This is a genomic window from Peptoniphilus ovalis (assembly GCF_018919265.1).
Classification (GTDB): Bacteria; Bacillota; Clostridia; order Tissierellales; family Peptoniphilaceae; genus Peptoniphilus_A; species Peptoniphilus_A ovalis.
The window spans coordinates 56,911-78,550 of sequence record NZ_JAHLQO010000006.1 but is presented as its reverse complement, the minus strand read 5'-3'; the positions used below and the strand labels follow the sequence as shown (position 1 = coordinate 78,550).

Here is a 21,640-nt window from a genome sequence, read left to right as displayed (position 1 = left end):
AAGACAACCAATAAAAAAATACAGGAGGCAGACTAAAAACTGCCCCCTATAATCTTTTACCTTTCTATGCTATTATCCTTTTTCTTCTTTTCATCCACTTTCATATTCCCTTTGGTCTTAAATTCCTTTAATTTCCCTATTGTTGATGCTTTTGCTTTAGTATGCTCTTTAGCTTTTAATAACTTTGCAGAGTATACTTTTAGACTTGTGTATTCCTTATTATCCTTTCCCATACTTTTCTTTTCTTTTCCAAATAGGTGTACAAAATCTCCTTTTTTCAAATTTTTTACTTGATTGATTTTGTCATTATAGGCGTAGCAACTGATGAATTTTGCATTTCCTTCCTTGTCATTTTCAGCAATAGAAAAGGAGGCTACTTTAAAGTCCCTCCCATCTTTTGATTTTAAATCTTTAATTTCTATATCAGTTGCTATATTTCCATCTATATTTAATGTATCCTTCTCTTTATTATCTATATCTTTCATTTCTTTATCTCCTTGTTCTTGATTAGCTTCTAAGTTTTCTTTTAACTCTTCTTCGTCTATATATTCAATAAACTTTTCATCAATAAAACCCATAACTGAATCGTTCATATAATTATCATAGGCATTATTAAGAACATTTTCATTTTCTACTCCTGTTTCAAGAGATATAATACCTTTTACAAATTCTTTATGATTATATTCTGCTAAGAAATCTATTGTATTTTTCATGCTTTCAAAATTTGTATTTTCCATGTTTGCTATTGTTTTAATATCACTTGCGTATCTAACAGAATCCCATTCATACTTTCCACTTTCTTTATTAAACTCCACTCCTGTGGCTAAAATAAATTGATTCCCGTCAAATAAGGTCGCTTGATTATCTTTCACATCCAGTACCATAGTGTCTCCAAATTCAGTTTCAATTACATTTCCCTTTTTTATATTCATTGCTATTCCTCCTTTTATTTTTTTATCCATCTCATCTGTGAAATCTTTTATTTCTTCTTCCTTCTCATCACTAATAATAAATTGTTTTATTTCTTCAACTGTTGGATCATCAATTGTAGTCTGAATAAATTCAACTAATTTATCTTCTGAAGTGGCAAAATTTTTAATTCCATATTCAACTATATTGTTAATTATTCTCTGAGTAGCACCATCAAAAGAAAAATTTTCTTGAATAAATTCATTAAATCTATCTCTATCAAATTCCATATTCTTTTTCCTCTAATAATATCATTTAAAGTTTTATCTGCCACATGGTTCACTATTATTTATTTCTTTTATATTATTATTTACTGCTAAATTCTCCCTATATCCCTTTAATTTATCCATAATAGATGTTTTTTCTTTCATTTCAAAATCTCCTATTTCCTGCACTTTACTATCTCTAAAATCAGCATCATTTCTATCTATTATTCCGTCTAAATCCATATCTTTAGATAATGGATCATAGAAGTTGCCATCATCATCTATCTCAAGTCCCATTACTTCTCTCAGTTTTTCTTCATTTACTGATACAAGCTCACTAAAATCCCAAAATCCAATAGATGTCTTTATCTGTACTAGCTCTTTTAAATCACTTGCATCTAATGGATCATAGGTGTATTGAAAGCTGTCAATTAGGTTCTTATCTACATAGGTGTTCATCTTGTAATTTATCAAATCTAAACTGATTTGTATCTCATGTTTTTCATCTGGTGTAGTTGTATAAGCTATTCCTATATCTGTTAAGTCAGGAAATATAGTATCAAAGTCCTCTAACCTGTTTTCTTCATCATATTCTCTGTTAAGGAAGTCTATCAATTCTTCCTTTACTTCCTCTAGTAATGGATTATCTTGGCGTATATCTTCAGTTTTTCCCATATCTAGTAAATTATTAACTTCTGCAAGTCTTAATGTCTTATCCTTTAAAAGTTCAGCTTGTGGAAATGTCTTTTGTATTTCAATTTTGGCTGTTTGAAATTGCTCTTCTGTATCTTTTAGTTTTGAAATTGTATTTTCTAATCTTTCTGGTAATTTATCTAATACATTATCCATTCTTGTTATATTACCTATTTCATCTGTTCCAAACTCTCCTCTATATTCTCCCTTACCTTTTAATATAAAGTTATATTTATTGAAAAAAGAATCATATTTTATGGATAAATCAAAATTTCTATATTCACCTATTTTTTCTCCATCTTTATCCATTTCCCTATATATTTTAACTCCCTTAATTTTGTTCAACAAAAACTCTCCAGCTATTTTCTTATCTATATACTTCTTTCCGTCAATAATTAGAGAGGTAAATTTATTATCTTCTTTTAAATTTTTATCTACTTCTCCATAAGGCTCAACATTTTTAATATCTTCCTTTAAGTTCTCTATCCTTTCTTTTAATCTTTCTATTTCCTTTGGATAAAATTTAACTACTTTATCTTCCAGCTTGTAAAGATTTGATTTAAAATTGGACTCTAGCATTTTAAGTTTAGAAACTTCAACATCAAGGTCCATCTTCTCCTTTATTAATGGATTTCCTGTTGCAAGAGCTTTGATTTCGGCATAGTTTAATGTGGCTTCGTCTACATCTTCTGCAACTCTTACAGGAGTCTTTGACGTCATAATTTGGGAAATATATTTTTGTTTATTCTCTAAGGTTTGGAATAGGTAGGCATCAAAAGTATTTTCTGTTACATATCTAAATATATGGACTTCCTTATTCTCATTTCCCTGCCTCACAATCCTGCCTGCCCTTTGAGAAAGATCAGCAGGTCTCCATGGTATATCAAGATCGTGAATTGCAATTAGTTTGTCTTGGGCATTAGTACCTGCTCCCATTTTCTGTGTTGAACCAAGTAAGACTCTTATTTCTCCCTTTCTTACCTTATCAAAGATAGCGTCTTTTTCCATATTGTTTTTTGCCTTATGAATAAATTCTATTTCATTTTCAGGTACTCCCATATCTATAAGTTTTGTTTTAATATCATCATAGATATTAAAATCACTACTTGGTGTAGACATATCACAAAATATTAATTGAGCAGATTTTTTATCTTTATATTTATCCCAAATGCTAAATACATTTTTTATACAGGTATTCACCTTACTATTAGGATCATCAGGAAGTAAAGGATTGATTAATCTTTGATCTAATGCCATCTTCTTTCCATCATTTGTTATTAATAGCATATTATCAACACTTGAATCTACCTGCTTATCACGAACCTTATCTGCTCTCTCGGAAAAAGTTTCAAGAATTTCTTTTTGTTCTTCGGTAGGCTTTGTTTTTATAGTTTCATAATGGGCAATTGGTGTAGGAAGATTTAAAACATCAGCTGTTTTAATATCCATAAATCCTTTTACAGTATTCATAAGTTCAGGAAGATTATAAAATTTTGCAAATCTGGTTTTGCTCCTATAACCATTACCCTCAGGATTTAATTCTATTGCCGTTATTGTTTCTCCAAAAGTAGACGCCCAAGAATCGAAATGTTGCAATTTCATCTTTTTTAATTCATCATACTGTAAATATCTCTGCATGGTATAAAGTTCAGCCATACTGTTGCTTACTGGTGTACCTGTGGCAAATACTAATCCTTTATTATTAGTAATTTCATCCATATAGCGGCATTTCATAAGCATATCTGATGATTTTTGTGAATCTGTAGAAGTAATTCCTGCTACATTCCTCATTTTAGAAAATAGATAGAGGTTTTTGTATGCGTGGGCTTCATCTACAAATAACTTATCTACTCCCAGTTCCTCAAAGGTTACAACGTCATCTTTCTTATAATCAGCATTTAATTTTTCTAACTTTGTCTCTAATTTTTTCTTTGTTTTTTCTAATTGCTTTACAGTAAATCTTTGATCCCTTTCTCTTTTATATTCATCTATATAGTCAATTATTTCATCAATTTGACCTTGCAATTCATATTCTTGTCTTTCTTTTGATATAGGAATTTTTTCAAATTGACTGTGCCCTATAATAACAGCATCAAAACTTCCTGTAGCAATACGACTACAAAATCTTTTTCGTCTATCTGGTGTGAAGTCTTTTTCTGTAGCACATAATACATTAGCTCCTGGATAAAGTTCATTAAATTCTCTTCCAAATTGCTCTACAATGTGGTTAGGAACAACAAACATTGACTTATTACTCATTCCAAGTCTTTTTGACTCCATGGCTATACCTATCATTTCAAAGGTTTTTCCTGCTCCTACTTCATGGGCAAGTAAAGTATTTCCACCAAACAAACCTCTTGCTATGGCATCTTTTTGATGTGCTCTTAATTCTATTTCAGGATTCATTCCTTCAAAAGTAAGATTAGATCCATCATATTCCCTTTGTCTTATGGAATTGAATCTTTCGTTATAATCTTCTACTAATCTATTTCTTCTTTCCACATCATCAAATATCCAGCTTTTAAATTCTTCTTTTATAATCTCTTGCTTACTTCTTGCAAGCATTGTTTCTTTTTGATTAAGCACAGATTTTTTCTTTCCATCACTGTCTTCTACTTGGTCAAATACCTTAGTATCTCTTAAATTTAAAGTATCTTCTATCAATTTGTAGGCATTTACCCTATTTGTACCATAGGTAAAAGAAGCAAGGTCATTGTCCCTATCAGAGCTTTTTCCTTCAACTCTATATTCTCCTGTAAAGTCAGAATACTTAATATCTATATTCCACCTTGATGAAACTGGTGTTTTCAACAAATCAAACATAAATTTTTTGTAATCTTGTTCCGGTATCCATGTTGCACCCATTCTAACTGTAATCTCACTTGCATCTAGTGCTTTAGGCATAACTTCCACTAGCTTTGCTTTTTGAAAATGTAACTCTTCTAATTCTTTTTTTAAGAGTTTACTATCCTCTAGATTTACTTCCTTTCCTAACTCTTTTTCGATGTTTTTAATATAAGAGTCTACAACTTCAATTTTATCTCTTATATTTCCTGACAAATATTCATCAGCACTTACATAAGGTCTTGAAAAATCTCCTAACTCTTTAGCAGACTTAAATGGATTTATATCATTAGGTTCAAAGGAATCTAAATTTAAAAATATTTCTCCCTTTAATTCTTCTATTAATTTATCTCTTGTTTTTCCTGTCAATTCTTCCATATAATCTAAATTTATTTTCCCTTTTTGACTAATAGAGAGTACCAGAGCATCTATTGCCCTATCTGTATGGTCTATTATGACAGCTTTTTTTATAGTTCTCTTGTTAAAGATATCAGATTTTCCTATAAAATTGCCTTCTTTATCTAATTTTTCCAAAGTCGAAATTAAAGAAAAATTGGCATCTTCTCTAAATAACTTTTTATTGGTTTTTGAATTTAGTCTTCCATGTTTGCTATTGAAATCATCGTAGAATTTATTTAGATTTTCTTGTTCTTTTTTTATCTCTTCATCTGAATAGTCTTCTCTTTGATAGGTTATAACTTTCCTTAGACTTTCATTTAATCTTAAATATTCTTTTACCTTATCTTTATCCTTTTCATTTAAGGATATTTTTTGCATAATTGAATTTTCTCTAAAATATATTTCATCATCCACTAAAGCAAAAGAATAGTTTTTAACTCTATCATCAGCTGGTATTGTTTCTTCTCCTAAATCATCATTTATTTGAGCTTCTTCATACCTACCTTGAATATTTTTAATGGCTTTTTTTAGTCCTTCTTCTAAAGAAATATCTTTATTTTCAATACATGCAAGGCTTGTCCCAAATCTTGACGGTATTTCTTCCATAGTCCCTATTACCATCTGAGGATTATCTACAAAGTATTTATTATATATTAGTCCTTTTGCATCTTTGTCTAGCTTTATCCAGTCTTCATCTATCTTTAATAGCCTATCTCTCTTTTTTAAAAAGATTATATCTGAAGTTACTTCTGTACCTGCTACTCCTTTAAATGTTCTATTAGGTAGTCGTATTGCTCCTAAGAACTCCGCCCTTTCTGATATATATCTTCTAACATCTTCACTTTTTTTATCCATTGTTCCTGAAGATGTTATAAATGCAATGATGCCGCCATCTCTAACCTTATCTAAAGTTTTAGCAAAAAAATAATCGTGAATTAGAAAGTTATTTCTTTCATACTCACGATCTGCTACTTTAAATTCTCCAAAAGGAATATTTCCTATGGCCACATCAAATAGGTTATTAGAAAAATTGGTTTCTTCAAATCCTTTTATTTGTATATTGGCATTAGGGTAAAGTTCTTTAGCAATTTGTCCACTAATCCTATCTAATTCAACTCCATAAAAGTTTGACTCTTTCATTTCTTCAGGTAGATTTCCTATAAATCTACCTGTCCCAGCACTTGGTTCTAATATATTTCCTTTTTCAAAGCCAAGATTAGAAAGACTTTCATAGATAGAGTCTATAACTACTTTCGGCGTATAAAAAGCCGTTAAGGTTGATTCTCTTGCCCTATTATATTCTTCCCCAGTTAGATTTTCTTTTAAAAAGTTTCTTGCATCAAGCCATTGACCTTCCTTTTCTTCATCAAATACATCAGAAAGTCCTCCCCAGCCTATATACTTTGCTAAAATTTCCTGTTCATCTTTTCTTGCACTTCTATTTTCTTTTTCTAAAGCTTTTAAGACATTTATAGCTTCAATGTTGTTTTTTAATCTCTGTGAAGGTGGTAGGTTTTCTTCTTCATTAATAATTTTATAGTTTTCTAAAGAAACTTCAGAAACCCCTTCTATATTTTCTCTATCAGTCCTTATTAAATCATTATTTTCTTTCCATTCCTTATATTCTTCTAACTTCTTATCAATAGTTTCTTTTCTATGAGTGGTTAATTTTAATGCATTACCATCTCCGTCAATTTTGTCAATTCCTTTGAGGTAAGAAAAAGGTAGAGTAAATTCCCTATGATTTTTTGGATTAGATGAACTATATACTAAAAATTCTTCCTTTTCATTATCAACACTTACTATAAACTGATCAGCAACAAGAGAAGATTTATTATTTATTACATCAAGGCTTTTATATAAGAGCCTTGAATTTTCTTTTTTAACTTTTTCTTCGTTATTATTATCAATATCTTCAAAGCTAATTTGTTCTACTAATTCCTCTTTATCGATAGATTGTTTTTTGCTTAATTTATCTTTTTCACTAGATTTATATTCTTCTAAATCTTCCTTTCTTACAAAGATATTAGAAACAGGTCTTTCTCTACTATATATTACTTCAGTAATAACATTCTTATCTATTGTACTTAAAGCTAATCTACCCATTCCAGCTTCATTAAATTCATTTTCTTTAATTAAATATTCCTTATTTCTAAATTGAACTGGTAATCCTAAAAGACTATAATCTTCTATTTCTAACGGAATTAATTCCTCTTTTTTTATAACTTCTAAATCAAGATCTTTGTAGTCATAAAAAAGAATTGTTTCGCTTCCGGTAATAAAACCATTCATTAGTCCTGTGCTATCTTCTAGTTCTATAGTTTTAGGACTTGTAGCATCGTTAATGGCGGTTATAGTGTATTCTTTTCCTTTGTATCTAACACTCATACCTTCTTTAAATGGATTTTCTTCTTGCCTTGTTCTATCATTTTCTATCTGCTGATTTAAATATCCATTTAAAAGCACTTCTCTATGTTTGTCATCGAGTAAATAAGGTAAGTTATTTAATATGTCCTTATAACTTTTATATTTTATAGCTTGATTAGAATTTAAAATATATCCATTGTATCGTAAATTTTGTCTTAGAGTTTTTTCTTTTATATCTAAGATTAGCTCTACATCAAAGCCTCCTTTTCCATCGATTGTCTCCTTAATACTATCTGGGATTTTTAATAGTCCTTCTTCTATTTTCTTTGATAGTAGTAAGTATTCTTCATTTTGAGGATCAAAATAGTATTCTCTTTTTTCTTTAATATCCTTATCTATTAACTTGGAAAGAACTTCTTTTTTATCTCTTATTTCTTCAATTTTTGATTTTTCTTCTTGCGATAAATTTATATTAAAAGTAATTTTATTTTCTTCATTTATATGTGCTAAATTTTGATATGCTCCACTGATTTCAAGATTTTTATTAAAAACATATATATCATTATAATAATCTGGAAATTGCTGATTAAAGCTTTGAACATCTATATCATAGCCTTCCTCAAATTTTGTAACTTTATCATCAGTAATTTCAAATAAACCTTCCCTTTCCAATTCTAATACATCATTTAAATTTGTAAGGTTTGATTCTTTCATTTTGGCAGTAATTTCATCAAACAAACTGTCTATTTTTTTGCTATCTTCAAAAGATTTCCCTTTATATAAAGTATAGACCTTTCCTTGTGAGTTTTCCTTTCTTGGATAAACTCTAATTCCTGTCTCTTCTAGTTCTATATCCTTTGTTTTCTCTTTATTTACTAAAGCGTAATAAATTCCTACTTTTACTGCTATTTTATCTTCTACAATCTCTTTTGTTAATTTTTCTTCTACTTCATTTCTTAATACTTCTAAAGCTTTTAAATCGCTTTCTTTAAAGGAATGTGAGAATAGTTTTAAGTCCTTATCAAAATAGGCATCATATGAATAATATGTTATTTGATTATGGTTATTATCATATCCACTGGAAATATTTTTTATTTTTAAATATTTATTATCCTCTGTTTTAACTATATCTCCCACTTTTATAGAGAGTATCTCCTTATCATCTTCTATATTGTTTTCAAGTGAATTATTTAAATATTCTCTATATCTATGTTCTATTCTAATGCCTAATTCTTTAACCTTATCTATTGACTTCATATCATCTGGAAGATTTCCCTGCTCATCGGCAACTTCTCTCATGATTTTTGCATATTCTCTTTGGAATACAGAGTTAAAACTTGCTAAGGTATTATTTCCTAAGTTTTCTCTTGCCTTTATAATTTCATTTTCTAAAACTTTATCCTTAACTAATACATCAAAAATTCTATCTTCAATTTGATTTATTGAAATTATTTTTTCATCTATCTTATTTCCTTCTATAGTTTGATTAAGTTCTATCTGACTTTTTCCTATTTGTTCATAAAGAAATTCAAAGTCTCTTTGGTTGATCTCATTTCCATCACCTATGTCTATCTTATAGTGATCAACTATTTTCCCATCTACTATATGGTTAAAATAGAATTTGGAATACCCCTCCCACTTATCAGTCATCTGCCCATATTCATCTTCTCCTAAGGTCTTATTATGAAGTCTTATCTTTTCATCTATTTCCCTTATTTCATCTAATAGTTCTTTAGTCAGCCTTTGTCCTGCATAATCTTTTTCTATTAGACTTGAACCCTCATTAAACTCAATTATCCAATAATCATCTTTTCTATGGCTATCTAAATCAAAACCTATATTCTCTTTATTTTTATTAGGATAAAATTCCTTAAATTCTTCAAAACCATTTACTATATCATCATCTATAACTTCTTTGTTAGAATTAACTACAATATTTGGAATATCATCATATCGACTTTGACTTTCTAAAAGGTAATATTCTCTTCCTTCTATTTCTTCCTTTTCTTTAATATAAAAAGTGTCATATATTCCCTCAAGAATAATTCCATCGTCTAACTGGTCTAAGGGTATATCTAATTGTTTTTCAAAGGCTATGGAATATAGTTCTTCTTTTAAAAAGTTTGGTATAAATTCATCATAAATGATAAGTTTTCCATCATCACCTATACTTGCTACAGACTGTCCTTGATAATAATATATAGAACTATTATTTGTTCTTTCTATATATACATCATTATCAGTTGGAGGCAAATCATCTTGATAATTTATATACTCCTGGCTTTCTTTTTCTGTTTTATTTATTTCCTGATCTGTTTTTTTCTCCCTATTTTCTTCAAAACTTTCTTCATCTATATATATATTCTTTTTAATAAGGTCATTAATTCTTCTTGCAACATTAGACCAAGATAGTAGTATTTCTTTTGCATTACCTTTATTATATTTTATTCCCTTCGCATCGTGCCACTCACCACTTTCTCTTGCAGCAGATAGTGCATGAGAACTTCCACCTACGCCATATTCATTTTTCAAGAAATCTGCTTGTTCTTTTAAATCATGCTTTTCAGTAAAAAATTCATATATTCTTTTCTTTCCATCAGAAAACCCGCTTCCTCTTTTTAGGCTTTCATCTATTTCATCTTGTGTTATAAAACTCTGAATAGGTGCAATATCCTTTAAATTTGACCTATATAATTTTCTTTCTATTTCTAAATCATTGATATCATTATAGATTCTAGATAATTTATAATGATGAAATCTTAAAATATCAGGATTAATCTTATATTCTTCTAAAAATACCTCGTATTCTTTTCTGAGTTTATTTATAAAATTTTTATCTTCAAGTTTTTTCCCGAGATTTTCTTTTTCATCTGGGAAGCCTCTTCCTTTTATATCATTAAGAATTGCTAAATATCTGTCCTTAGTTTCATCAGAAAGATCTCTCTTTAAATACAATAATTTTTCTGCTATTTTTTCTCTTTCATATGTGGCACTTTCTATAACCTCCACGTTGCTAGCAAATTCTCCTCTATTTAATAAATCATTAATATTATTAGCTAAATGTTTCCAAGAAACTATTTGCCCTTTTCTATATCTTGCCTCATCTCCATCTTTAAAAATTGCTCCTTCCTTTCCAAACCATGCAGATATCTTTCTTCCTTCAATTTCAAGACCATTGGCTCCCCTATATATTTCTTTCAAAAAGTTTGCCTGTTCTTCTAAAGATTTACCCTTAGAAAATTCTGCTATTACTGCCAATCTTCCATCTTCATGGTTTCCTCCATGAATTAAAAATGTATCTATTTCTCTTTGACTTATTGGATTTGAGAAGGATATTTGCTCTCCCTGATTTTTAGCAGAAAAAAAGGAAGTAGACTCTACTTCCTCATTTTTTAGATTAAGATTATCTCCCTTTCCCCTATTTCTTGCAGGGTCATATCCATGTTCTTCTTCAATCTCAGATATTTCAGATAGTCCTCTTCTTTCAGTTCTTCTGTCAGCCCCCAAGTTTCCATCATTTTGACTTCTTCCCTCGTGATAAAGTCCTCTATCTCTTTTTCCTTTGATAAAAGATGATCCATCAATATCCCTTGCAAATACATTATCTGATAATCCTCTTCTTTGTTCTCCTTGAGAAAGTTCAATCTCATCCTTCCCCATCTGTTGAGTTTCTTTAAATCTATTTCCTTGGGAATTGCCATATTGGGTATTAGGACTTCCATGCCTTCCTCCAATTCTTCCATCTTGTATGTCCCTCCCTGTCTCTCGAAGGAATTCTCCTTGACGATTGGTGTGTAAATCCCCTCCTCCATGAGGTATTCCTTGCCTGCCAATGTTAATTTCTCTTTCATCTTCCAAGCCTCCTTTAAAATTTATTTCACCGTTTATATCAGAACTTAATTTATTATAACGCTCCTTAAGCTCTTTTGTCTGCTCCAAATCTTTTCTTTCTTGAATTTTCTCTAAAATTTCTAATCTTTTTATTTCACTTCCCAAATCAAGTAAGATATTTTTACTTATATTAGCACTTATATTTAATACTTTGTCTATGTCCGAACTTGATATTTTAGACAGTAAAGATAAGTTTTCTTCTTTTAGCTGATATGAGACCTCCATTCTCTCGCTTATGGAAATTTTTACGGATTCTTTTAACAAATTAAAAAGGTCTACCTTTTGAATGCTTTTTAAACTTTCATCAGATAGACTTTCTAAAATTTTATTGAATTTTCCTCTAACATTACTTTCTACTAAGGCATCAATTTTATCTTCTTGGCTTAATAGAAGCTTACTATCTTTTTCTTTAAACTTATCTATCAGTTCATCTAGTAAGTTTAAATGCTTTTTGCTATCATATTTCCATAACTTTACCTCAGAAATATTATGATTAATACTTACTGTTTGCCTTATGTCGAAGATATATTTTATCCTTCCACTATCTATATCTAAAAGTGGTATTCCTTTTTCGCCTCTTTTAACGCTTCTACCTATACTTTTCCAATAATCAAATTCTGCACAGGCTGTTGCTTTTGGATCCATATTGTATATAGATATTTGATGTATATATGGATACTTATAATTATTGCCTGATACCTTTAAATATTCCTCATATTTTTTTATATCTTTCTTAAATTCTTCTTTTGCAAGATAGATTGATCTGCTTAAATCTACTATATCATATCTTGGCATTTTATCCCTCCTCTTTATAGTGATAAAAATGTACTATATTTTATACCTTTATTTATTAAACTTTATTTCTTTCTATTTTTTTAATTTCTGTAAGCAAAAGATAACTTTAAAATGTCATTTACGCTATCTTTTTATTGCATTAAAAAAACGATTAGAATTTTTTTCTTTTCTAATCGCTTTAACTGCCTTTATCCTATTGCTTCCAGTCCAACATTGCTTTTTCTAGCTCTGAAAAATTACAATTTGCTCTTCTTATAATTCCTGTTTTCTTTTGCTTTTGGTATATTTTTTCTACCTTTATCAAGACCTTTGTTTTTACCTTTAAACAAAAAGCGTATTCTTTTTGAAATAAGTCTTTATATCTGATATCCTCAAGCTCATTAAATTCAATTCTTTCATAACAATCAGCCGGTACAGGAATCATTTTCTTAATATCCAATATAGATAATATGTGCATTTTTTCTTTATCAGAATAATATCTGTAAATATCTCCATCTATAGTAATACTATCATCGATCACTTCATAAATTAAAAAATGCTCATCAGAAACATTCTTTCATTTTTTGCGTTTTCCTTTGCAGAAGAAATTGGAATAAAAAAATAGAAAGGTTTTAACCTCTCTGTTTGCTTTAATATTTTACCTTTGGGATGTAGGTAGTGATACACCTTCTTTAATGCTCCACCTTTAACGGTAGCGGGACACCATCTTTATCTGATAAGAGTATAACGTATATTTATAGTAATGTCAAATAAGCAAATTTCCTAATGCCTACTCTTTTATCACTTATATTATATCCTATTTCTTTCATAAATCATTCCTTTCTTCATTCCTATAATTATATTCAAGTTTTTATAATCAATTTACTTATAATATTTACCTATAGTATTTTCTATTTCTTCTTCAATTTCTTTTAAAAAATTCTCTTTATATTCCTTACCCTTTGCTATATCACTTAATCTCATTTCCCATTTTGCTGTTGTCTTTGGAGATTTAAACTCATCTATAACTATAGTCACTAGGTTTAATCCCTTTCTAGTTGATATTAGGTTTTTCTTTTCTCTTTTTATATAACCTTTGTATATCAAATTTTCTATTATTCCCGCTCTTGTAGCAGGAGTACCAAGTCCTTTTCTCTCAACTTCAACATTCTTAACTAATTCATCATTCCCAGCTATTTCCATTGCTTTTAAGAGTGTGTCTTCAGTGAAGTGTTTAGGTGGATTTGTATACTTCTCTTTTATATCTTTATTTTCAATATATAAAAAATCTCCTATTTTTACATCAGGAAGTTGTATATCTTCTTTCTTCTTTGATTTATATTCTTCTAAATATTTTGTAAATCCTTCTTCAGCAATTATTTTATAAGTGTTTATAAATTCAAACCCGTCAAATTCAGCCACTATCTTTGTTGTATTTTCTACAAGAGGATATCCAAAACTTGCATAGAGTTTATTTGTTATAAGTCTATATACTTTGGCTTCACTTTCCGGGAGATTTGAAATATCCTTATTTAATGAACTTATCGTTGGAATTATTGCATGATGATCTGTAACTTTTTCAGAATTAAAAACTACCTTAATTCTTTCTGTGTCAAAATCATTTTTCCCTATAATATTATTTACAGTGCTTTCTATCATGTCTACTGTCAAATATCTTGAATCTGTTCGTGGATAGGTAATATACTTCTTTTCATACAGGCTTTGGGCATAATCTAGGGTTTGTTTTGCACTGTATCCAAAATACTTATTACATTCTCTTTGAAGTGTTGTTAGATCAAAGGGCAGATTAGGCTTTGTAATCTTTTCTTTTTTAATTACATCGGTTATTTCAATTTTTTCTCCGATTAAATTTTTAAGCTGCTCTGCCACTATCTTGTCATCAATTCTATCTGTCGACAGTGTAAATCCATTCATAGAAATCTCCACTGTATAATATTTTTCTTTTTTAAAACTATTTATCTCATCATCTCTATTCACAATCATTGATAAAGTTGGTGTTTGTACTCTGCCTACACTATAATTTTCATTATATAGACAGGAGTAAAGTCTACTTATGTTCATTCCAACAAGCCAATCAGCTATGGCACGAGCCTTAGCTGAATCAAAAAGATTATCATAATTACTTCCATCTTTTAAGTTGCTAAATCCTTCTTTTATGGAAGAGTCTTCCATTGAGGAAATCCAAAGACGTTTCATTTTCTTCTTACAATTTGCCATCATATATACAAGTCTAAAGATAGCTTCTCCTTCTCTACCAGCATCACAAGCATTAATAATGGTGTCAACTTCATTACTATTCATTAGCCTTTTAAGAATATTAAACTGTTTTTTAGTTGTCTTCGTTACCTCATACTTGTATTCTTTTGGGATAATAGGTAAATCTTCAATTCTCCACTTCTTATATCTTTCATCATACACATCAGGATTTGCCATTTGTACTAAATGTCCAACACACCATGAAACAATATATCCGTTTCCCTCATAATATCCATTATTTCTATTTTTTGCTCCTATAACTTTTGCTATTGATGCTGCAACACTTGGTTTTTCTGCGATTACTAATTTCATTTTTCCTCCTTTAATTTTTTAATAAAAAAATGAGAGATTAAATTTTCAATCCCTCATCTTTTTATAGCTCTACTGATTTTTTATTTTTTCTATAATATTTATTCCATTATCTATTACATCTTCAAACTTTATGTCTCTAACATAAAGATTTTTCTTCGAATAAGAATTCCATCTGTATAAAAAAGCTTGATCCGTTTTTAGCATTCTCATTAAACTTATGATTTTATCTATATCAAATTCTTAATTATACAATCAATCATTTCAACTTAGCTTTACTTATATATTAAGTTTGTGCTGTCGTTTTGTTCATCGTTTTTTATTAAAGTTCCAGAATTCTAATTGTACTTTTTTTATAAATTTACACGATAATTGAGTTTATTGTTGTCCTTAATCTACTGCTTAAATCATTGAGAAGATTAAAATTCATCTTCATCTGGAATAATTTCTGTATCTTCCTTATCTTCAAGATCATAATCCTCCCCTTCAGATTCATAATCATCTTCTAATTCATTATAATCTTGCTCCTCTTCAAAACTTTCCTCTTCATTTTTTTTATAGATTTTGAAGTAATATCCCGCACCCATTACACCAACAATAATTAAACCCATAAATAAATAAAGTCCTACCCCTGATTTCTTTTCTTCTTTCTCCTCTTTCTTCGGTTTTTCCTCCACCAGTTCTTCTTTTTTCACTACTTCTTCTTTTGGCTTTACTTCACTTTCTCCTTCAATCATATTTAGTAGATCTTGTTCTCCAACTTCTGTTAGTAATTGTACATTTTCTTGATTTTCCGAATGATCTACAATGAGGTGCATAGTTTTTCCACTCTTTGTTTGAAAGGTTAAAAATTGTCTAACATCTATTGGATTTTCCTTTTTTTCATCTCTTGATGTTTGATCTTCTACTTTCGGTGTAATATCCTGTCCATTTTTATCTACATTTTCTATAACTGTTCCTCTTGCCTTATTTTCTTTTGTAGCTAATGGATTAATTGCTTTAGTATTGCCACCTTTAACAAGTTTAGATGGCTTTTCTTTTTTATCTACTTGCTCATTTTTTATGTTATTTTCTTGTATTTTCGGCACTTCCTGATAAGGAATTTTTTGACTCTCATTAGATGGTTCATATATATCTTCATCAAATAAGCTTTCTAATTCTTTACTTTTTTCTGGCAAATAAATATCATTTGACTGATTTTTTATTTCATTTTCATTGCTCTTAGCTATGGATATGCTTGGCATACTGAATAGTAAAAGGAGTAGCACTAAGGCTACCCCTAATCTTTTTTTCTTCATAATTCTCTCCTTTTCTTACTTTATATTCTTGAAGACATAAACTGCCTTTCTGCTATTATCCCATTCTATACTTTGATCTTTTTCATCTCTTATATCCCCACAGCTTGCATTAAAAGCTTTAGCTATATTGGAAATAGATGCGTGAATTCTTCCATTTATAATTACAGGTTTAGTGTCAGAATGATAAATGTTTCCTTGACTATCTTTCATAACACCAGTATCTATATTTAATCTTAGAGTTTTTTTAGGTAAGGCTGTATTTTCTTTATTTGAAAAGATAGCCTCTCTCTTACTATCATCATATTCTACATTAAACCCAAGAGTATAAGCTGCATATCTAACAGGTAGCATAATGCGATTATCCTTAATATATGCTTTTACATCCATATACACAGTAGTTTTCTTTCCATCTTTTATAATGTTATAAAAGTTTTTGTCTACTTGGAAAACTGCAAATTCTTTTTCATTTTTAACTTGTTTTTTACCTTGTTGTTCCTCTTGCTTTTTCATCTTGTTAAGATCAAATTGATTTAGGATATTCTTGTCATCAGCTTTCAAAAGTTCGTCCCACTTCTTATCTTGAGATTTCTTATCTTCTTTCTTCTCTTTGTTTTCTCTTTGGAGTTTTAAAAGTTCATCTAATTTCTTAGATAAGTCTTGATTTAGATTTTTATCTTTTTCATCTTTAGCTTGTTTTTCAAGTTCTTCTTTCGATTTTTTATTTGCTTCCTCGATTAACTTCTTTGCTTCTTCGATTTTCTTATCTAATTCTTCTTTTAGCTTTTTAATTTCTTCTTCAGAAGCTTTTTGTTTTTCTTCTAGTTCTTTAATCTTATCTTCTAATTCTTTTTTTGTATTTTCAGAAGATTCTTTTAAACTATCAATAGCCTTTTGAAGCTCTTCAATTTTCTTGCAGCATTCTGACTTAGAATTTTCTATTTCTTTCTTTTTAGACTCAAGTTCTTTTATCTTAGCATCTTTTTCATCAAGAGCTTTTTCTAAGTCCTTAATTCTATTATCTTTATCTTCAATTTCTTTAGTCTTCTTTGCAAGTTTCTCTTCTAAAGACTCGAGCTTTTCTTGCATTTCTTTAATTTTATTTTCGTTTTTATCGGTCTTTTCTTTCTCAGCTTCTAACTCCCATTTTGTAGATGAATAATCTTCTTTTAGTTTTGCATTTTCATATTGTAATCTTTTTAATTCATCTTTAAGCTGAGTAATTTCTGCTATTAGTTCATCATTATTGGAGTTTTTAAGATCCTCAATTTCTTTATTCAATTGATCAATCTTATTGTCTTTATCTCTGATTTCTTCTTCTAGCCTAGCTTTTTCTTGTTTTAGTTTCTCTCCATTATCTTTGCAAGATTCTAACTTTTCCTTTAACTCATCTATCTTTGATTGATCTTCTTGTTTCTTATCATTTAAGTCTTTGATCTGATTTTCTAAGTCCTTAATGTTTTTAGTTAAATCATCAATCTTATTGTCCTTTTCATCAATATCTTGCTCTGTTAGATCTGTTTGAGTATCAATCGAATATTTATTTGGATTGTAAATAGTCATCTTTCCTTGATACATATCATTGTTATAATCAAATTCAAGTTCTACACTATCTACGTTCTTATCAAAGACAAACTCTCCATTTTCAAACCTTAATCCATTAGGAATAGATTTAAATCCTTGATTTCCCTTGAAACCAAAATGATTTTCGTAAAATGGATTTTGTTTTGGTCTATACTCAACTTCTTGATTATGGAATACTCCCTTACTGTTAATATTTGGATTGCCTAAAACTTTTATAGTGTGTAATTTATTTCTTGAAAAAGCATATTGTTCAATTGTCTTCACAGACTTAGGTATAATTATTTCTTGAAGATTATTTCTTTCAAAAGCATTATGTTCAATATTTACCAGAGTATCAGGTAAAGTCACTTCCCTAAGTCCACAGTTGAAAAATGCTAAACCACCAAGATAAGTTAGACTATTTGATAGTTTTACTTCATTTATACTTGCTTCGTAAAAGGCAGCATAACCTAAATGCTTAACAGAATCAGGAATAATTACTTTATCCCAATGTTTACCACGTCCAAATTCTCTTTTATATCTAAGTTCATCGTTTGAATGACTTAAAGAATAATTTCCACTTATAGATTTCGTTCCTTCAGGAAATACTAGAATATTTGTCTTCTCTTTCTTTTCTAAGCCTTTATCACTAAAGGCAATTATATTTCCCTCAGAGGAATACATAAAATCATCTTCCGTCCACTCCACCTTATCATCTGTTTTTGCATATACAGGACTTACAGCAACTATATTCACTAGACTTACAAGTAGCATTATCACAGCTAAAATCCCACTGGTTATTTTTTTCATAAATTTTCCTCACTTTCATTTGTATCTTTTCTTTTAAGTTCTTGTCTTTCTCTATTTTCTTCTTCCTTATTTTTTCTAACAATAAATAAAAATTCATCAAGAGATATTTTTTGACTTCGAAATTCCTTGATGACCTCTAAATTTTCTATTTCTTCTTGTTCCTCTGCTAATAACTGAAGTTCTATTTCAATTTCTTCTTTTTTCTTTCTTAAATTCTTCTGTTTTTCTATGTTTCTAATTAATTTTTTATTCATAGATTTTTACTCCTTCCCCCTTATTTTGGTCTACCAAAGGAATAAAAGTGATTTTTCCAATACCTTGAGTTTATACTGGCATATTGGATAGGATCTCCTGCATGGAGCATCATTCCATTTCCGGCATATATCCCTACGTGAGAAATTGGCGTACCAGAATTATATGTGCCTTTAAAGAAAATAATATCCCCAGGTTTTGCCTCGCTTGGAGATATTGGATTACAATAGTTTTTATAAATAAGCCAAGCTGTAGTTCTTGGCATTCTCTTTACACCAGACTTTGTAAATGACCAACATACAAAACCTGAACAGTCAAAGTTAGATGGTCCACTTGCTCCAAACACATATCTTTTGCCTATATGTTTTTCTGCTTCATTAAATAAGGCTTTGGCAGTTTCAGAATCAAAAGCAAGACCGGGATTTCCAAAGTTTGGATTGTCTATAATCTCTCCCAAGTTCCCATAGCTTGATCCAAAATATCCACTCATATTTCCCTGACTATCAAGTAATGCTAAATAATGAGCCATATTTGTTTCATAGTTTGCAAATTCTTCTCTTGCTATTTCATCAATACTTTTCTTTTTTATAGTTAATGTTAGAATTCTATAGGTATATGGATTTCCTTCACTGTCATATTTTGTAATAGACTTTGAAGTATATTTTTTCTCATACATTTGATTAAATAGTTTTTTTAATTCCTTTTGTATCGCTTCAGCTGACTTAATCTCTCCATATCTTGCTGTTAAATAGCTAAAAAGCTCGTGTAGATCATGACCAACAGAATCTCCTTTTATATGATATTCATCATAATTTGGATAATTTTCTTTAATACTATCTATTTCATCTTGTAATGCATATTCATAACTTGTAAATTCATTATTAATATCCATTAAAACTTCTTCTTTTGATAGATAGCTTGTAGCTATAACATTACTTGTTAATCCTGAAGTAAGACTGCCAACATTGCTAATTCCTTGAAATAGCATAAAAAAAAGTCCTAAAATACAAAGGGCAATTAAAATTTGCTTATATCCTTTGTTTTTTAAAACTTCCAATGTTTTCTTTCCAATATTAGCGAAAGATTTCTTTATTCTATTTACTAAACCTTCCCCGTGTTTCTTCCTAAAATCTCTCTGAAACTTCTTTTTCATAAAAAATCGATTCAATTTATTAGAGTTTTGATAAGCTTTAGTCTTCTTCAATTCTTCAAAATTTCTTTGAAAGAGGAGTTTACTTTCTTTCTTATAAATTTTTCCTTCTAAAGATTTTATTTTCCTTTGAGTTTTTAAAGGTTTTTTTCTTCTAAAATGGCTAATTTCTCTACCTACAACTTCGGTAGTTCTACTAAGCTTATAAGCAGCGTTAACGCCTGCATTATCATCTTTCCCACTATATAGATAGTTTGCCGTCATAGCACTCGCAAAAGTAATAGGTTTTTCTAAACCCGCTTTTTTTGACTTTTTCTTATCCTTAATTAACTCTTTTTCTTTTTTATTCTTTTTCTCATATAGTTTTGATATTTTATCTTCCTTTTTATAAAACTTATCTTTTTCACTTTTGTTATCTTTTTTAGAATGGAATTTAGTTTTATTTTTTGTATCTACCTTATTTTCTTCAGATACATTTTTAGAATCCTGTACTTCTTTTTTTGTCCTGGTGTATTCTTTCTTTGGATCAAAGTTGCTTTTCTTTATAGTATTATCAAAAGCGTCTTTTATTTGTCTTTTCTTTCCCTTGTTTTTATTAGAAATTCCACTATGATTTAAATCAAGTTCATCTACTTCAAGATTCTCATTTTTTATTACGTTTTTTTCCTGTTTGAAGATTTCTTTTTTCGTGCCTATTTTTTCTTGATTCTTTTTATTTATATTATATTTATCTTTATTTTTTTCAGATTCACTTTTAAATCCTTCAGATAGGCTATCCTGTCTAAATTTCCCACTAGAAACCCTACCCATTAGCATATTTTTTTCTTCTAAATTTCTAACTTTGCCTTTGAAATATTTGCTATTTTGTTTTTTATTAGTATTCAGGTCTTGAATTATTTTTTTATCTTCTTCATTTGCCTTATATGATAGATCTTTTCTTCTAAACTTCCCATTTAAAGATTTTAATTCTGCTTTTTCCCCTTTATCCTTAAACTGACTTTGAGATTGATAAAGTTTTTTAAAGGTGTTTTTTTGAAAGCTTTCTTTCCCTTTCTCACCAAGAATAAAATAACCATCCCAATTTTTTCTTTGCACATCAGAAGATGGTAAATACTTATAGTCATCCCTTGTATCCCTATAGGATACATTGCTATCACTAAAGTTAATGTCATAGCGATCTATGACACCATCATTATCTGAGTCCTGTGATAATGGATCATATGTTGAACTTATCTCTCTATTAAAATTCTTATCTTCTTTTCTAAATCTCCTTATTTTTTCCTCTGGCACATCATTAAAACTTTCACTCTCAACGTTTTTCTTCCATTTTAAATTACTATTCCCATTGCAATTTTTTTGAGGAGAAATGCTACTTTTTATATTAGAGTTAGTTGAAATTACTCCATCATTAAAATCTTCTTTAAAATTACTTAGCCTATATTCTCTTTCTTGCCCGTGATATTCACCATATCTACTTTCCTCATTTTCTTCCATTTTTCTATGCTGCCGTTGCGAATATTCCGGCTGATATTCATTATGATAGGAGGCTTCTGCAAATTTTTCCTCATGGATTTTTCTTTGTCTTCTTTCTCTATTTGGCTTTTCTTTTTCTTTGAATAAATCCTGACTATTTTCTTGCAAATGATCTGAGTAATATTTAGAGTTTTCAACATTATTGTCTATGTTGTTCCTGCTTTTTACTTTATTTATTTCTTTTTTTGAAAAATCTGATGGTATCTCTATATTACTGAATTTTTCATTGCTTTCTTCTTTCTTTTCTGATATAAGCTTGGTCTTTGGTACATCTCTTGGGTTTACTTTCCCTTTCTTTTTCATACATA

Annotated in this window: 10 protein-coding genes; all 10 read right to left on the bottom strand. The window is 29.1% G+C overall.

What is annotated here, in order from left to right; all coding sequences use genetic code 11:
• Window positions 1-56: 56 nt before the first annotated feature.
• Complete coding sequence (locus tag KQI68_RS09155) at window positions 57-1,199, bottom strand: single-stranded DNA-binding protein (RefSeq protein ID WP_216549825.1); 1,143 nt, start codon at window positions 1,197-1,199, stop codon at window positions 57-59.
• Window positions 1,200-1,232: 33 nt separating this feature from the next.
• Window positions 1,233-10,487: an SNF2-related protein gene (locus KQI68_RS09150; RefSeq protein WP_425516618.1), complete on the bottom strand. Its 9,255-nt coding sequence runs from the start codon at window positions 10,485-10,487 to the stop codon at window positions 1,233-1,235.
• 383 nt (window positions 10,488-10,870) lie between these two features.
• Window positions 10,871-11,179, bottom strand: coding sequence for a TnpV protein (locus KQI68_RS10560; RefSeq protein ID WP_353963049.1), 309 nt, complete (start codon window positions 11,177-11,179; stop codon window positions 10,871-10,873).
• 1,178 nt (window positions 11,180-12,357) lie between these two features.
• Window positions 12,358-12,684, bottom strand: a complete 327-nt coding sequence (locus KQI68_RS10510) for a type III toxin-antitoxin system ToxN/AbiQ family toxin (protein WP_425516613.1) — start codon at window positions 12,682-12,684, stop codon at window positions 12,358-12,360.
• A 341-nt stretch (window positions 12,685-13,025) separates the two neighbouring features.
• Complete coding sequence (locus tag KQI68_RS09140; protein ID WP_216549823.1) at window positions 13,026-14,732, bottom strand: DNA topoisomerase 3; 1,707 nt, start codon at window positions 14,730-14,732, stop codon at window positions 13,026-13,028.
• Between the two features lie 69 nt (window positions 14,733-14,801).
• A complete protein-coding gene (locus KQI68_RS09135) occupies window positions 14,802-14,942 on the bottom strand; it encodes a hypothetical protein (protein WP_004838438.1) in 141 nt (46 codons plus the stop codon).
• 206 nt (window positions 14,943-15,148) lie between these two features.
• On the bottom strand, window positions 15,149-16,027 hold the full coding sequence (locus KQI68_RS09130; protein ID WP_216549822.1) for a CD1107 family mobile element protein: 879 nt from the start codon (window positions 16,025-16,027) through the stop codon (window positions 15,149-15,151).
• A 15-nt stretch (window positions 16,028-16,042) separates the two neighbouring features.
• On the bottom strand, window positions 16,043-18,361 hold the full coding sequence (locus KQI68_RS09125; protein ID WP_425516617.1) for a leucine-rich repeat protein: 2,319 nt from the start codon (window positions 18,359-18,361) through the stop codon (window positions 16,043-16,045).
• Window positions 18,362-18,393: 32 nt separating this feature from the next.
• Complete coding sequence (locus tag KQI68_RS09120; protein ID WP_216549820.1) at window positions 18,394-18,651, bottom strand: hypothetical protein; 258 nt, start codon at window positions 18,649-18,651, stop codon at window positions 18,394-18,396.
• 20 nt (window positions 18,652-18,671) lie between these two features.
• Window positions 18,672-21,635, bottom strand: a complete 2,964-nt coding sequence (locus KQI68_RS09115; protein ID WP_048949712.1) for a C40 family peptidase — start codon at window positions 21,633-21,635, stop codon at window positions 18,672-18,674.
• Window positions 21,636-21,640: the final 5 nt, after the last annotated feature.

Excerpts from the sequence above, each read along its gene's own strand:
- KQI68_RS09155 (WP_216549825.1), bottom strand. The coding sequence starts at position 1,199 with ATGGAATTTGATAGAGATAGATTTAATGAATTTATTCAAGAAAATTTT.
- KQI68_RS10560 (WP_353963049.1), bottom strand. The coding sequence starts at position 11,179 with ATGGCAATTCCCAAGGAAATAGATTTAAAGAAACTCAACAGATGGGGA.
- KQI68_RS09140 (WP_216549823.1), bottom strand. The coding sequence starts at position 14,732 with ATGAAATTAGTAATCGCAGAAAAACCAAGTGTTGCAGCATCAATAGCA.
- KQI68_RS09135 (WP_004838438.1), bottom strand. The coding sequence starts at position 14,942 with ATGAGAATGCTAAAAACGGATCAAGCTTTTTTATACAGATGGAATTCT.
- KQI68_RS09130 (WP_216549822.1), bottom strand. The coding sequence starts at position 16,027 with ATGAAGAAAAAAAGATTAGGGGTAGCCTTAGTGCTACTCCTTTTACTA.
- KQI68_RS09125 (WP_425516617.1), bottom strand. The coding sequence starts at position 18,361 with ATGCTACTTGTAAGTCTAGTGAATATAGTTGCTGTAAGTCCTGTATAT.
- KQI68_RS09120 (WP_216549820.1), bottom strand. The coding sequence starts at position 18,651 with ATGAATAAAAAATTAATTAGAAACATAGAAAAACAGAAGAATTTAAGA.
- KQI68_RS09115 (WP_048949712.1), bottom strand. The coding sequence starts at position 21,635 with ATGAAAAAGAAAGGGAAAGTAAACCCAAGAGATGTACCAAAGACCAAG.